The sequence below is a fragment of the Gilliamella sp. App2-1 genome, assembly GCF_001690255.1.
Lineage (GTDB): Bacteria > Pseudomonadota > Gammaproteobacteria > Enterobacterales > Orbaceae > Gilliamella > Gilliamella apicola_G.
In genome coordinates this window covers 23,270-38,087 of the sequence record NZ_LZGR01000033.1, presented here as the reverse complement: position 1 = coordinate 38,087, position 14,818 = coordinate 23,270, and the positions used below count along the sequence as shown (strand labels likewise).

13 protein-coding genes are annotated in these 14,818 nt (G+C 37.3%); 3 read left to right on the top strand and 10 right to left on the bottom strand.

Annotated elements, in window-relative coordinates:
- Positions 1-3: 3 nt before the first annotated feature.
- The 3 genes from fliP to fliR are packed head-to-tail and all read left to right on the top strand — an operon-like array spanning position 4 to position 1,819.
- Positions 4-741, top strand: a complete 738-nt coding sequence (gene fliP / locus A9G22_RS04535; protein ID WP_065586385.1) for a flagellar type III secretion system pore protein FliP — start codon at positions 4-6, stop codon at positions 739-741.
- 8 nt (positions 742-749) lie between these two features.
- A complete protein-coding gene (gene fliQ / locus A9G22_RS04530) occupies positions 750-1,019 on the top strand; it encodes a flagellar biosynthesis protein FliQ (protein ID WP_075508426.1) in 270 nt (89 codons plus the stop codon).
- 5 nt (positions 1,020-1,024) lie between these two features.
- Entirely contained in the window at positions 1,025-1,819 is a 795-nt protein-coding gene (fliR, locus tag A9G22_RS04525) for a flagellar biosynthetic protein FliR (protein ID WP_065586383.1), read from the top strand.
- A 767-nt stretch (positions 1,820-2,586) separates the two neighbouring features.
- Here the strand turns inward: fliR and A9G22_RS04520 are convergent.
- The 10 genes from A9G22_RS04520 to djlA form a co-directional block, all read right to left on the bottom strand.
- Positions 2,587-2,922, bottom strand: coding sequence for a zinc ribbon domain-containing protein YjdM (locus tag A9G22_RS04520; RefSeq protein ID WP_065586382.1), 336 nt, complete (start codon positions 2,920-2,922; stop codon positions 2,587-2,589).
- Between the two features lie 203 nt (positions 2,923-3,125).
- Entirely contained in the window at positions 3,126-4,088 is a 963-nt protein-coding gene (locus tag A9G22_RS04515) for an aldo/keto reductase (protein WP_075508425.1), read from the bottom strand.
- A 470-nt stretch (positions 4,089-4,558) separates the two neighbouring features.
- On the bottom strand, positions 4,559-5,743 hold the full coding sequence (gene tuf, locus A9G22_RS04510; protein WP_065586329.1) for an elongation factor Tu: 1,185 nt from the start codon (positions 5,741-5,743) through the stop codon (positions 4,559-4,561).
- Positions 5,744-5,812: 69 nt separating this feature from the next.
- Positions 5,813-7,915, bottom strand: a complete 2,103-nt coding sequence (fusA, locus tag A9G22_RS04505) for an elongation factor G (RefSeq protein ID WP_065586328.1) — start codon at positions 7,913-7,915, stop codon at positions 5,813-5,815.
- A gap of 114 nt (positions 7,916-8,029) precedes the next feature.
- Positions 8,030-8,500 carry a 30S ribosomal protein S7 gene (gene rpsG, locus A9G22_RS04500; RefSeq protein ID WP_034915550.1) on the bottom strand — a complete coding sequence of 157 codons (471 nt, stop codon included), beginning with the start codon at positions 8,498-8,500 and terminating at the stop codon, positions 8,030-8,032.
- A gap of 99 nt (positions 8,501-8,599) precedes the next feature.
- Positions 8,600-8,974 (bottom strand): 30S ribosomal protein S12, encoded by a 375-nt coding sequence (gene rpsL / locus A9G22_RS04495; RefSeq protein WP_034883792.1) that lies wholly within the window; start codon positions 8,972-8,974, stop codon positions 8,600-8,602.
- A 313-nt stretch (positions 8,975-9,287) separates the two neighbouring features.
- Positions 9,288-10,598, bottom strand: a complete 1,311-nt coding sequence (locus A9G22_RS04490) for an NCS2 family permease (protein WP_065586327.1) — start codon at positions 10,596-10,598, stop codon at positions 9,288-9,290.
- 193 nt (positions 10,599-10,791) lie between these two features.
- Positions 10,792-12,366, bottom strand: a complete 1,575-nt coding sequence (locus A9G22_RS04485) for a TerC family protein (protein ID WP_065586326.1) — start codon at positions 12,364-12,366, stop codon at positions 10,792-10,794.
- A gap of 142 nt (positions 12,367-12,508) precedes the next feature.
- Complete coding sequence (locus A9G22_RS04480; protein WP_075508454.1) at positions 12,509-13,954, bottom strand: TrkH family potassium uptake protein; 1,446 nt, start codon at positions 13,952-13,954, stop codon at positions 12,509-12,511.
- A gap of 14 nt (positions 13,955-13,968) precedes the next feature.
- The gene (gene djlA / locus A9G22_RS04475) at positions 13,969-14,817 is read right to left on the bottom strand and encodes a co-chaperone DjlA (RefSeq protein WP_075508424.1); all 849 of its coding nucleotides are present in this window, start codon (positions 14,815-14,817) and stop codon (positions 13,969-13,971) included.
- Position 14,818 lies beyond the last annotated feature (1 nt).

Genomic DNA, 14,818 nt, shown 5'->3' with positions numbered 1-14,818 from the left:
CAAATGCGGTTAAATTTAACTATTTTGCTAAGCTTATTGTTGTGTAGCCTATCGGTTAATGCTGAAATTCCCGTATTATCCGTCATGAACCAGCCCCTGAGCGGTGGGCAAAGTTGGTCTTTACCGGTTGAGACATTAGTCTTTTTGACCTTACTGACCTTTATACCGGCCATATTACTCTTGATGACCAGCTTTACGCGTATCATCATTGTGTTAGGTCTGTTACGTAATGCCCTTGGTACACAATCAGCACCACCCAATCAGGTTATTTTGGGTATTGCACTGTTTATGACCTTTTTTATTATGTCGCCGGTAATTGATAACATTTATCAAGACGCTTATGTGCCTTATTCGCAAAATCAAATCACTATGCAAGAAGGTTTAACCAAAGCAACAAAGCCATTGAAAGAATTTATGCTTACCCAAACGCGCGAAAACGACCTAGCGTTATTTGTTAATATGTCTCATCAAAATGATATTCAAACACGTGAAGATATTCCTTTAAGAGTGCTCGTTCCCGCTTTTGTGGTGAGTGAATTAAAAACAGCGTTTCAAATCGGTTTTACCATTTTTATTCCTTTCTTAGTCATTGACCTAGTGGTAGCCAGTACGCTTATGGCATTAGGTATGATGATGGTGCCACCGGCAACAGTATCACTGCCATTTAAATTAATGTTATTTGTATTGGCAGATGGTTGGCACTTATTACTTGGCTCGCTAGCGCAAAGCTTTTTTAGTTGAGTCGTACTATGTCACCTGAATATATTAGCACCTTAGCAATACAAGCAATAAAAGTCACTCTATCACTAGCAGGACCATTACTGTTAGCGGCATTAGTAACAGGGTTAATCATTAGCTTATTACAAGCAGCAACGCAAATTAACGAAATGACATTATCATTTATTCCCAAGATCATAGTGGTTATTGTGGTTTTGATAATATGGGGTCCATCCATGCTATCAACCATGATCGACTATATCCAAACCGTTATCACTGACATTCCTAACTTAACTAGTTAAAAGTAATGGAATTTGATATCAACAGTTTCTTTAATATTGATTTCTTTTCTTGGGTTAGGGACTGCTTTTTTCCTTTTGTTCGTATTTTAGCGTTGATCATGGTAGCGCCTATTTTTGGCGAAAAAGAAATCCCCAATCGCGTTAAAATTGGCTTGGCACTGCTGATTGCGATTGTACTGCCACTTCCTCATCTCGATGACAATATCAAAATATACTCTCTTATAGGAATATGGATTATTGCGCAGCAAATAATGATTGGCGCGCTAATTGGTTTTACCATGCAGTTGGCATTTATGACAGTGCGATTTTCGGGTGAATTAATTGGCATGCAAATGGGGCTGGGCATGGCGACTTTTTTTGACCCTATTGGCGGCCCATCCACATCAGTATTGTCACGCTTAATTAACATCATTGCTCTATTAATATTTTTGAGTGTGGACGGTCATTTATGGCTTTTATATGGTATATCAAATAGTTTTGACATCATTCCAATTGTCGTGATGCCATTACCCGCAAACGGATATTTAGCACTCATTGATGCAAGTAAGCTATTATTTATCAATGGTATTATGTTAGCACTCCCCTTAATGACTTTACTATTAACCATCAACATATCATTGGGGCTACTTAATAGAATGACACCACAGCTATCGATATTTGTCGTTGGCTATCCGGTGACACTATTATTAGGCTTGCTTATGCTAACTTACTTAATTACAACGCTACCGACATTTTCAGAATTTATTTTTGAACAAATATTTGAGCGCATTGCTAACATGTTGTGGTATTTAACTCATTGATACTTGCGATTAAAAAAATCCTTAAATTATTATTAGATGTTTAATACTAACTATTCTTCGTTGAACGTTAATTTATTTAGAAAATGATCAATGATAAACTAAGCAACCGACAGCAAGTCTTATTTATTATCCTAATGATTGGCTTTCTGAATTATGATAGATAAGAAATTGACTATAAGCAAAGAACAAGAATTAATAAAGTAGGCAGAAAGACTCGCTTTACTTAACGATGAAACTGATTTTGAAATGAGGTCACGGGTTATTGCATTTTTCTATATAGCCTTTGAAAAAGCATGATTTTCAAAGGCTCAACTTTATTTGCTTCATAATAAAGTCAGAAGGCTTATTAACACTTATTTTTCGGCTTAATGATGCCGAGGAGCAATGAGACCGCATAATAAAATAGGCTAATAATGAATATGAAAGATTGCTATTAGGTCGGTCTCACAAAGCACTCTTTCTTCAACGTCATCAATAATCAAATCGAACAATATTGTTATATTTGCTCGCAAACCACAGAAAATGTTTGCCAAGTACCGATGTAATTTGTACTTGCTTTTTGTGGCTATTGAGAGAGGTTTATGTTATAACATATTGATTTAGTTATAAATACACAAAAACAGCTAAATAAAAACTTAAGTAAAATCAATGTGCTACCTGACTGTTTTTTATTGTGTAATAAAGCATATTAAGCCATATCTAAAACTAAATACTCTATTAATGCGGATCTTATCAGTTTTAATAGAGTATTTAACGGGGCTTTTTAATTAAGCCTTTTTAACAAAGCAGGCTTTAAGCATAATTTTCATACCGTCAATTTTGCAATCGATTTCGTGATCGCCTTCGACTAAACGAATACCTTTGGCTTTAGCTCCTTTTTTTAATACTGTTGAAGATCCTTTTAATTTCAGATCTTTAATCAAAATAATATCGTCGCCATCGGCAAGCAAATTCCCATTACTGTCTTTTACTTGTAATCCCGCATCAGTAGATACAACTTCGTTTGGATCCCATTCGTGGGCACATTCAGGGCAAACATAAAACGAACCATCATGATAAGTATGTTCAGATTGGCAAACTGGGCAATTAGGGATAGATTCCATAGTTTATAATTCTTCCAAATTAAATAAAAATGGCGTTTACTATAGCAAAAAAACGCTATTAAGTCATTGCGTTCACAGCTTAGTTTCTATTAAGCTATGTTTTGCTTTGCATATCCTTTACTATTAAGGGTAACAACATGGCTTTATAGATACAGTTTTAAATCAAGCTATACTGATGTTACCCGATTAGGTTAGAATAATAGCTAAAGCGCACCAACAATACGATGTGGCATGTATTGCTCTTCTAAATATATGATATCCTCTTTCGATAATGAGATCTTCAGTGCGCCAACAGCATCATCTAAATACTTGGTTTTAGTTGCGCCAATAATTGGTGCGGTGATCCCTTTAGCAAATTGCCAAGCTAATGCTACTTGAGTCATTGTCACACCATATTTTTCGGCAAGCTCGTTGACTCTTTGTACAATATTAGCATCCAGTTTTTGTGTACTATCATATTTGGCAATAGCGACCTTATCTGTTTTACTGCGTAATGTATGGGTTTGCCATTCTACACGAGCCAGTCTACCAGCAGCCAAAGGGCTATATGGGGTCAGTGACACATTGAATTGTTGGCAGATAGGAATTAATTCACGCTCATCTTCACGATACAGTAAGTTATAGTGATTTTGCATCGAAACAAAAGGCGTCCAACCATTTTGCTTAGCCGCAAGTTGTAAGTTATAAAATTGGTATCCATACATGGCTGAAGCCCCTAATGCTCTGACTTTTCCTGCTTTGACAAGATTATGTAATGCTTCCATTGTCTCTTCGATTGGTGTTGTATAGTCAAAGCGATGAATGATATATAAATCTATATAGTCTGTGCCAAGACGTTTAAGAGATCCATTAATTTCTTTATCAATAGCGGTTTTCGAAAGATGTCCCTCATTAAAATAGACTTTAGTTGCAAGAATAACTTTTTCGCGTGCTATATTTTTTTTTATCGCTCGCCCTACATATTCTTCGCTTGTGCCTGCTGAATATGTATTGGCAGTATCAATAAAATTAATGCCTAAATCTAGCGCATGTTTGATAATTGCTTCACTTTCGTCGGGATTAAGAGTCCATGCATGCATTTTACTGGCTGGATCACCAAAACTCATGCATCCTAAACAAAAGCGAGATACTTGAATATCAGAATTGCCAAGGTGTAAATATTCCATAAAATCCTCCTTATTATAATAAATGAGTTTGAATAAATATTATTCTTCTAATAACCAGCTAATAACACACTATTGATTAAATTATTTTAAACGCTATATTTATTGAGATAAATAAGGTATTGGTTGATAGTATCATGAATTAAATTCACGAATAATAGGTTTAAATACAATAGTAATGAGTTAAATTACTTTTGATTATCAACCAAATCGCAAAAATTGATATTAGATAAATCAGCAAAATATTGATTGATATTTAATGTAATAATCTAAAATGGTATCGTGTTAACGGTAATATTTTAATGGTGAATGTTTTTAATACTTGAAGAAGCCAATATGACTGAGTGGTTTGGCTAATTTGATTTAAATATATATGAAATCATTGATTAGAAAATAAAAAAGGTGCACAAAGTGCACCTTTTTTACTGATGATAAAGCGTATCAATAGCTGCGCTTTATGATAGCAAGTTAAATTACTTAATAACTTTAGCAACAACACCTGCACCAACAGTACGACCACCTTCACGAATCGCAAAACGTAAACCTTCAGCCATCGCGATTGGGTGAATTAATGATACTGTCATTTTGATGTTATCACCAGGCATTACCATCTCTACGCCTTCTGGTAATTCGATAGTACCTGTTACGTCAGTTGTACGGAAGTAGAACTGTGGACGGTAACCTTTGAAGAATGGTGTATGACGTCCACCTTCATCTTTGCTTAAGATATACACTTCTGATTCGAAATCAGTATGTGGAGTGATTGAACCTGGTTTTGCAAGAACTTGACCACGTTCGATTTCTTCACGTTTTGTACCACGTAGTAATACACCAACGTTTTCACCCGCACGACCTTCGTCAAGTAATTTACGGAACATTTCAACACCAGTACAAGTTGTTTTAGCGGTTGGCTTGATACCAACAATTTCAACTTCTTCACCAACTTTGATTACACCGCGCTCAACACGACCAGTTACTACTGTACCACGACCTGAAATTGAGAATACGTCTTCAATTGGTAATAAGAATGGTTTGTCGATATCACGCTCTGGCTCTGGAATATAGCTATCTAATGCTTCAGCTAATTCAACAATTTTGTCTTCCCATGCTGCTTCGCCTTCTAACGCTTTCAGTGCAGAACCACGAATGACTGGTGTGTCATCACCTGGGAAATCATATTGAGATAGAAGCTCACGTACTTCCATTTCAACTAATTCTAATAACTCTTCGTCATCAACCATATCGCATTTGTTTAAGAATACGATGATGTAAGGAACACCTACTTGACGACCTAAAAGAATGTGCTCACGAGTTTGTGGCATAGGTCCATCAGTTGCTGCTACGACTAAGATAGCACCGTCCATTTGTGCCGCACCAGTGATCATGTTTTTAACATAGTCAGCATGGCCCGGGCAGTCTACGTGTGCGTAGTGGCGAGTTGGTGTATCGTATTCAACGTGTGAAGTGTTGATGGTGATACCACGTGCTTTTTCTTCTGGTGCGTTATCGATTTGATCGAATGCACGTGCTTGACCGCCATATTTTTTAGCAAGTACTGATGTAATTGCTGCAGTCAAAGTTGTTTTACCATGGTCAACGTGGCCGATTGTACCAACGTTAACGTGGGGTTTTGTACGTTCAAATTTTTCTTTAGACATCTTAATGTTCCTTTATTAAATCACTTCCCTTAAGTCATTAAGGGAAGCGTTACTTTATTTAGATAAAAATTATTTCGCTTTACGAGCTTCAATAATTGCTGTTGCAATATTTGTTGGTGCTTCATTGTACTTCAAGAACTCCATAGAGTAAGAAGCACGACCTTGAGTTTGTGAACGAAGGTCTGTTGCATAACCAAACATTTCTGAAAGTGGAACTTGTGCTTTGACTGTTTTACCAGTTGCTGTATCGTCCATTCCTTCGATCATACCGCGACGACGGTTTAAGTCACCGATAACATCACCCATATAATCTTCTGGAGTTTCAACTTCTACTTTCATAATCGGTTCTAAAAGCACAGGTTTAGCTTTCATGAAGCCATCTTTAAATGCCATTGAACCGGCAATTTTAAATGCCATTTCTGATGAGTCAACATCATGGTAAGAACCATCAAAGATAGTGACTTCAACATCAACAATTGGGTAACCAGCAAGAACACCGTTTTTCATTTGTTCTTGACAGCCTTTATCAACTGCAGGGATGTATTCTTTAGGAACCACACCGCCAACGATTTCATTGTTGAATTTGTAGCCTTCGCCACCCGCTTCTAATGGTTTGATTTTTAACCATACATGACCGTATTGACCACGACCACCAGACTGACGAACAAATTTACCTTCTTGTTCTACTTCGTTGCGAATGGTTTCACGGTAAGCAACTTGTGGTTTACCTACGTTTGCTTCTACTTTAAATTCACGTTTCATACGGTCAACGATAATTTCTAAGTGAAGCTCACCCATACCAGAAATAATAGTTTGACCCGATTCTTCATCAGTGTGAACACGGAATGAAGGGTCTTCTTGAGCTAGACGACCTAAAGCAAGCCCCATTTTTTCTTGGTCAGCTTTGGTTTTTGGTTCAACAGCAACCGAAATTACTGGCTCTGGGAATTCCATTCTTTCAAGAATGATAGGTGCACTTTCAGCACAAAGTGTATCACCTGTTGTGACATCTTTAAGACCGATTGCAGCAGCAATGTCGCCAGCGCGAACTTCTTTAATTTCTTCACGTTTGTTAGCATGCATCTGTACGATACGACCAAAACGTTCTTTTTTATCTTTAACAGAGTTAAGAACAGTATCACCAGAGTTAACTACACCAGAGTAAACACGGAAGAAGGTTAAGTTACCAACAAATGGGTCTGTAGCAATTTTGAACGCTAATGATGAGAATGGCTCATCATCACTTGAATGGCGTTCTGCAGCTTCACCGTTTTGTAATTCACCTTTGATTGCAGGTACATCAGTTGGTGCTGGTAAATATTCAATAACTGCATCAAGCATGAATTGAACACCTTTATTTTTAAAGGCACTACCACAAGTGACTAAGATGATTTCATTAGCAAGTACACGTTCACGTAATGCAGCTTTCACTTCTTCTTCAGTTAACTCTTCACCACCAAGGTATTTTTCCATTAACTCTTCACTTGCTTCAGCAGCAGTTTCAATTAAGAAAGAACGCCATTCTTCGACTTCTTCAACCATGTCTGCTGGTACATCTTCATAAGTGAATGTTACGCCTTGATCTGCATCATTCCAGTTGATGGCTTTACGTTTAAGTAAATCAACAACACCAGTAAATCCTTCTTCAGCACCGATTGGTAAAACTAAAGGAACAGGAACTGCAGCTAAACGAGTTTTGATTTGATCAACAACACGTAGGAAGTTAGCACCCATACGGTCCATTTTGTTGACAAATGCAATACGTGGAACTTTATATTTGTTTGCTTGACGCCATACAGTTTCAGATTGTGGTTGAACGCCACCAACTGCACAGTAAACCATTACTGCACCATCAAGAACACGCATAGAACGTTCAACTTCGATTGTAAAGTCAACGTGTCCCGGGGTGTCGATGATGTTGATACGGTGTGGTTCGAACTGCTGACCCATACCAGACCAGAATGCAGTGGTTGCAGCAGATGTGATAGTAATACCACGTTCTTGTTCTTGTTCCATCCAGTCCATGGTAGCTGCACCATCATGAACTTCACCAATTTTGTGACTTACACCAGTATAAAACAAAATACGTTCAGTCGTTGTTGTTTTACCTGCGTCAATATGTGCACTGATACCGATATTACGGTAGCGTGCTATAGGGGTTGTACGAGCCATATTAATCCTCTGTTTAGAATCGTTTGCTTAATAAAACATCATTTTGGTTGACTGATAGCAAATAAGGGCTATCAGTCCTAATTCAAGTCACTTATATAAATACAAGTGAGAATATTACCAACGATAATGTGCAAACGCTCTATTAGCTTCAGCCATACGATGAACATCTTCGCGTTTTTTCACAGCGGTACCTTTGTTTTCAAAAGCATCCATAAGTTCATTCGCTAGGCGTAAAGCCATTGATTTATCGCCACGTTTACGTGCAGCATCTACAATCCAACGCATGGCAAGTGCATTACGACGAACTGGACGCACTTCAACAGGAACTTGGTATGTAGAACCACCAACGCGACGAGACTTAACTTCTACAGTTGGTCTTACGTTATCTAGTGCAACTTCGAAAGCTGCTAAGTGGTCTTTTCCACTACGCTCAGCTAATTTATCAAGAGCTGAATATACGATTGATTCTGCGATAGATTTTTTTCCATCTATCATTAAAATATTTACAAATTTCGCCAGTAACTCTGAACCGAACTTCGGATCAGGAAGAATTTTTCTTTGACCGACAACATGACGACGTGGCATTGGAATACTCCGTTTATATGTTATAAATTTTCAGGTTTACCCAAAACTCAAATGAGTTAAATGGAATTGTATAGTTTGGCCTTACTTAACGGAGTTCCATTAAGCTTTAGGTCGTTTAACACCGTATTTAGAACGGCTTTGTTTGCGATCTTTAACACCTGCGCAGTCTAATGCACCGCGAACAGTGTGATAACGAACACCTGGTAAGTCTTTAACACGACCACCACGGATTAAAATTACACTATGTTCTTGTAGATTATGACCTTCACCACCGATATAAGAAGTTACTTCAAAACCGTTGGTTAAACGTACACGACATACTTTACGTAATGCTGAGTTTGGTTTTTTCGGTGTAGTTGTGTAAACACGAGTACAAACACCGCGTTTTTGCGGGCATGCTTCAAGCGCAGGAACGTTACTTTTTGCTTCCTTTAGTGCTCTTGGTTTGCGTACCAGCTGATTAATTGTTGCCATTAATAAGCTCCTGATTAATTAAAATAAATTTAAAATTGCTTTTTAGATACGTAATTAATAACTGTAGACCAAAACCTATGTATATAAGTTTTGGGTCGCAAGATTCTAGTCCCCAGGGGAAATAATGTCAAGTTTTTGCTATCAATAAGTGCTTGATCCTGGTATTAATTATTTATAAGAGGAGGAGCGTTATTTTAATGAAAAAACGGTAGGTTTTAATTTTAGAATTGGATAAACAGTCTATCAACACATACGTTAACTATTTTGGTAAATTTGATATCCCTCATCGTCAGTAACGATGAGGGAGGCGTTTTTAATGATGATCAATAAAAATAAATTTTAAAGCGAATAGTAAAGCAAAAATAATTACGCAAAGATTTAATTGTTTAAATTTACCCGTAAAGGTTTTTAATACCACGTAAGAGATAAAACCAAGCGCAACGCCTTCAGTAATAGCAAAGGCAAATGGCATCATGATTGCGGTAATAAAGGCAGGTGTCGCCTCAGTTAAATCAGACCAGTTAACTTTAACTAAGCTTGAAACCATTAAAATTCCAACAAAGATAAGGGCGCCTGAAGTTGCATAACTTGGTACTAAATGGGCTAATGGCGATAAAAAGGCCACGACTAAGAATAATATACCGACTACCACAGCTGTTAAGCCTGTGCGACCACCAACTGAAATACCAGCCGAACTTTCGATATAGGTTAATACTGATGATGTGCCAAATAATCCCCCTAAAGAAGAGCTAAAGCTATCAATTAATAGCGCTTGACGCATTTTAGGGAATCGTCCTTTTTCGTCGCTAATTCCGGCTTTATCGGTTAATGCTAAAATGGTGCCCGATGAGTCGAATAGGCTGACAATCATCACAGAAAAAATAACCCCCATGATGCCGATATTAAGCGAACCTGCTAGATCAACATGACCAACAACGCTGGTCACACTTGGTGGCATAGATACAATACCTTGGTAACTGATATTAGGATCTAGCCATAGTGCCAGTAATGTCACAACTAAAATCGAAATTAATACAGCAGCATGAAAGTTGCGAGCCGCTAAAATAACAATGATGAAAAAACCTAGTGATCCTAATAGGACTTTAAGCGATAAGATATTCCCCATCGTTAAGAGTGTGGAAGGTGAAGCAACCACAATCCCCATGTTTTGAAAGCCCATAAAAGCAATAAATAGTCCAATACCGGCACTAATACCTATACGTAAACATTGTGGAATATGTTCAATTAACCAGTGGCGGACTTTAAAGAGTGACAACATAAAAAAGATTAAAGAACCCCAAAATATGGCGCCCATACCAATTTGCCAAGAATAGCCCATTGCACCACAGATACCATAGGCAAAAAAGACGTTAAGCCCCATTGCCGGTGCAAGTGCTATGGGTAAGTTAGCAAATAGGCCCATTAAAATCGTCGCCAACGCAGTAATTACACAAGTTAGTACAAATACCGCAGATTTATCCATGCCGGTTGCAGATAAGATGGATGGATTAACGAAGATGATATACACCATAGTAAGGAAAGTTGTGCATCCTGCAATAATTTCAGTTCCGATAGTTGTTTTTTTTTCTTTCAATTGAAATACTTTTTCAAATATTGAATTCATAAGTTAAAGCCTAATTTAGATTGATAAGCAAGAATAAAAGTTTATAAAGAGTGCTATTTTTACCTAGAGATAAAAATAAAAAAGATGAGGAGCTGTGGCTCCGCACCTTCAGATAAACAGAAATATTACTGCGTTATTATTGCGAGTTATTTATTTTGGTCAAGCCTTATTCTCGTTATTTCGATGCACTATACTATAACGTTACAGAATCAAGTTTGTTTAACGTGATTTTTACTTTAAGAATTCTGTGGCTTTCTATTTCGGCGACTTCAAATAAATAATCACCAATTTGTAAGGTTTCACCAATATTGAGTAAATGTTGCGCTTTTTCCATTAATAGACCTGCTAGGGTATGATATTCACGTTTATCATCGATCGGTATTGGTACAAAACGGATGAGTTCCTCAACCGGAATATAACCATTCGCAATCCAGCTATTATCATCTAGACATTGAATATCATGTTTTGCATCAATTTCCTCTTCTTCAGTTGGAAAATCACCAGCAATGGTTTCGATAATATCTGTTACCGAGACAACCCCTTGCATTGAACCAAATTCATCAACTACGAAGGCAAAATGAGTTTTGGCCTTTTTAAATTGCTCTAATGCAACCAATAATGATACGGTTTCTGGAAAGATTAAAGGTTGTTTGATAAGTGAGTGTATATCGGTTGGCGCTGTGCTTTGCAGCACATCTTTTAAAAGGTCATTGACTTGGATAATACCTAAAGGTTCATCAATTGAGTCATTATCGGTGACGACTAAGCGTGAATGAGGATTATCAAAAATTTCTTTTATAATCGCGTCGCGATCGTCATTAATATTGACCATATCAACGTCAAGTCGAGATGTCATAATACTGCTGACTGAACGCTGTGCCAGCCCAAGTACTCGTTCAACCATACTGAGCTCTTGTTGATTAAATACGGACACTTTTTTGTTGGCATCAGAAACGATATCGATAGTGTGATTATCGGGATCTTCTTCAGCATCACCTTTTAATAGGTGTAAAATGGCTTCAGCAGTGCGTTCACGTAATGGTTTTTTATTTAATGCTTTGCGTCGGTTAAAAATAGCTAATTGATTGAAAAACTCGATCATGATTGAGAAGCCAATAGCTGCATATAAATAGCCTTTTGGAATCATAAAATCAAAACCTTCGGCAACCAGGCTAAAACCGATCATCAATAAAAAACTCAAACACAGGATAACAATGGTTGGATGAGCGTTGACAAAATTCGCCAGTGGTTTACTCGCAACCATCATAATGCAAATTGCTATACAAACGGCAATAATCATCACGGGAATATGTTCAACCATTCCAACAGCTGTAATTACTGAATCAAGTGAGAATACAGCATCGAGCACAACGATTTGAGCAACAACAGTCCAAAAGTGAGAGGTTTTTTTAGGTTTACCATCTTCATTTGATGCACCTTCAAGGCGTTCATTGAGCTCCATGGTCGCTTTGAATAGCAAAAATATGCCACCAATTAGCATGATTAATTGTCGCGCATTAAAACTGAGCCCAGATATCGAAAATAGCGGTGTAGTGAGTGTGACTAACCAACCAGTAAACATTAATAACAATATTCGCGTAATTAATGCAAAGGCCAAGCCTGTTATGCGTGCTTTGTCTCGTTGTTGAGGAGGAAGTTTCTCGGCAAGAATGGCAATAAAAACAATGTTATCAATACCAAGGACGATTTCAAGTACAACTAGAGTGGATAAGCCAATCCAGATTGTAGGATCCATGATCCATTCCATATGTCAGGTGATTACCTCTAATAAATACAGCACATGCTGCGTTATAATTCTGTCTGTAATTGACTAAATAATCAATAAAATATTTATAAAAATTACATTTTTTGTCAAAAACTTTCAGGAAAGTATGTGTTTTAATATAAAATCAGCTTCGCCAGAAAGTAGGCGTAAATAAAACCAGTAGGGTAAAGATTTCTAATCGTCCAAATAACATGTCAACAACCATTACCCACTTTACTATATCGCTCACACTGGCAAAATTATCGCTTACACTACCAAGACCAACCCCTAAATTATTCAGTGATGATGCAACAATGTAAAAAGAATCAGTAGCATCAATGCCGGTTGCCATAATAATAAATAAACTGACTAAAAAGACTAATGCATATGCTGAAAAGAATCCCCAAACCGCTTCGATAATGCGTTCAGAAACCACGCGATTATTTAATTTTAACGTATAAATAGCATTAGGGTGGATAAGGCGTTTTAATTCACGTGAGCCTTGCATAAATAAAATTAACACACGAACCACTTTTAAACCGCCACCCGTTGAACCCGCACAACCACCAATAAATGAAGCACACAATAAAAAAATAGGCAAGGATGATGGCCATGTGTTGATATCATCTACTGTAAAACCAACCGTTGCCGCAACTGATACAACTTGCAGGACTATTTTATCTATGCTTATATTCCGTTCTGGTTGATAAAAGTAAATGCCAAATATACAAATCGCTATTAATACAGCCAGAATAAAAATAAAAGTTCTAAACTCTTGATCTCGCCAATAAACCTTAATTGAAAATCCACTTAATGCGGCAAAATGTAGTGCAAAGTTACAACCCGATAAAATTAAAAAGAGGGTGACAATGTAATTGATTGTGGCGCTATTAAAGTAAGCAAGATTATCATCGTGGGTTGAAAATCCCCCCATCGATATTGTTGAAAAGCTATGTGACACTGCATCAAATATATTCATGCCAGCCAGCCAAAGGCAAATTGCACAAAGTGTTGTCAGCAAAATATAAATTGACCAGAGTGTTTTTGCCGTCTCAGCAATGCGAGGGCGCATTTTGCTGTCTTTTTGTGGTCCGGGAATTTCAGCTCGATAAAGTTGCATTCCCCCTACGCCTAACAATGGTAAAATTGCAACGGCTAGTACGATAATACCCATACCACCCAGCCATTGCAGTAATTGGCGATAAAAAAGTAAAGCTTTAGGTAGGTGATCTAATTTAACAATTGTGGTAGCACCTGTTGTGGTTAGGCTTGAGAATGATTCAAAAAATGCGGTAGTTAAATTTAAGTTAATATGTGTATCAAAAATAAAAGGAAAGGCGCCGATTGAACCTAGCACAATCCAAAACAGTACGACAATAAAAAAGCCTTCACGCGTGCTTAGTTCATGGCGGTGGTGACGGTTAGGTAACCATAATAAACATCCTAATATCAATGCAGCAAAAAATGAACGAACAAAGATTGCACCAGCACCATCACGATAGATTAAGGCAATAAGTGCCGGTAGTAACATGAAAATCGATAATAGGGCAATTAATAACCCAATAATTCGAAGGATTGAGCGCCAATGCATCATGATGTTAATCTCTATTTAAAACCACGAGATGCTTTGATAAGATCATAAGCCGCTTGAATTTCTTGCGCGCGTTTTTTGGCTGCTTCCAGCATCTCTTTCGGTAAGCCTTTTGAGACTAATTTGTCCGGATGATGTTCATTCATTAATTTACGATAAGCTCTTTTTATTTCCGTGATTTCGGCTGATGAGTTAATACCTAAAACTTTATAAGCATTTTGTAGATCTGATTGTGCTGAACGTCCATGATAATTGCCGTAGTGATTATTACGGTGTTGATATTCATTACGTTGATATTGCTGGCGGTTATCGTTTTGTTGATGAAAATGATAACTGCCCATCATCATTTGAATATACATTGCCATTTGTTGACGAGGAATATTGAATTCATCAGCCACAATAAATAGGATCTTTTGTTCTTTTTCATCCAAAATCCCATCAACTAATGCGGCTTGAATCAACTGTTCACAAAAGATATTTAATACGTTGCGCCGGAAACGGTATTGCGTATAAAGTTCTTTTAGCCGCAATCGTAAAGGATAGTCACTCGCTTTTCCTCGATTAAAAGAGTCTTGTGCTAGTTTTCGGCTGTTGTTATCGAGTTGTAACCGGTTCATAAATTGTCGAGCAAGATTGATATCATCTTGCGTAACCACGCCTTTTGCTTTACTTAAATGACCAAGGACTTCAAAAACAACTGTTAAGTAAAGTTCTGGGTTTGCTTTGGTTTTTTGTTCGGTTAATTTATTACAAAATTTTTGATAAAGCATTGGACCAATAAATAACCCAATTATAAAACCCCACCCATTTTTTAGTACAAGGCTCAATACAAAGCCTGTGATAATGGCCCAAATAAGAGACATA

Coding starts and splice junctions, on each gene's coding strand:
- fliQ (WP_075508426.1), top strand. CDS start 750: ATGTCACCTGAATATATTAGCACCTTAGCAATACAAGCAATAAAAGTC.
- A9G22_RS04485 (WP_065586326.1), bottom strand. CDS start 12,366: ATGGAATGGATCATGGATCCTACAATCTGGATTGGCTTATCCACTCTA.
- fliR (WP_065586383.1), top strand. CDS start 1,025: ATGGAATTTGATATCAACAGTTTCTTTAATATTGATTTCTTTTCTTGG.
- A9G22_RS04520 (WP_065586382.1), bottom strand. CDS start 2,922: ATGGAATCTATCCCTAATTGCCCAGTTTGCCAATCTGAACATACTTAT.
- A9G22_RS04480 (WP_075508454.1), bottom strand. CDS start 13,954: ATGCATTGGCGCTCAATCCTTCGAATTATTGGGTTATTAATTGCCCTA.
- fusA (WP_065586328.1), bottom strand. CDS start 7,915: ATGGCTCGTACAACCCCTATAGCACGCTACCGTAATATCGGTATCAGT.
- rpsG (WP_034915550.1), bottom strand. CDS start 8,500: ATGCCACGTCGTCATGTTGTCGGTCAAAGAAAAATTCTTCCTGATCCG.
- tuf (WP_065586329.1), bottom strand. CDS start 5,743: ATGTCTAAAGAAAAATTTGAACGTACAAAACCCCACGTTAACGTTGGT.
- A9G22_RS04515 (WP_075508425.1), bottom strand. CDS start 4,088: ATGGAATATTTACACCTTGGCAATTCTGATATTCAAGTATCTCGCTTT.
- fliP (WP_065586385.1), top strand. CDS start 4: ATGCGGTTAAATTTAACTATTTTGCTAAGCTTATTGTTGTGTAGCCTA.
- A9G22_RS04490 (WP_065586327.1), bottom strand. CDS start 10,598: ATGAATTCAATATTTGAAAAAGTATTTCAATTGAAAGAAAAAAAAACA.
- djlA (WP_075508424.1), bottom strand. CDS start 14,817: ATGTCTCTTATTTGGGCCATTATCACAGGCTTTGTATTGAGCCTTGTA.
- rpsL (WP_034883792.1), bottom strand. CDS start 8,974: ATGGCAACAATTAATCAGCTGGTACGCAAACCAAGAGCACTAAAGGAA.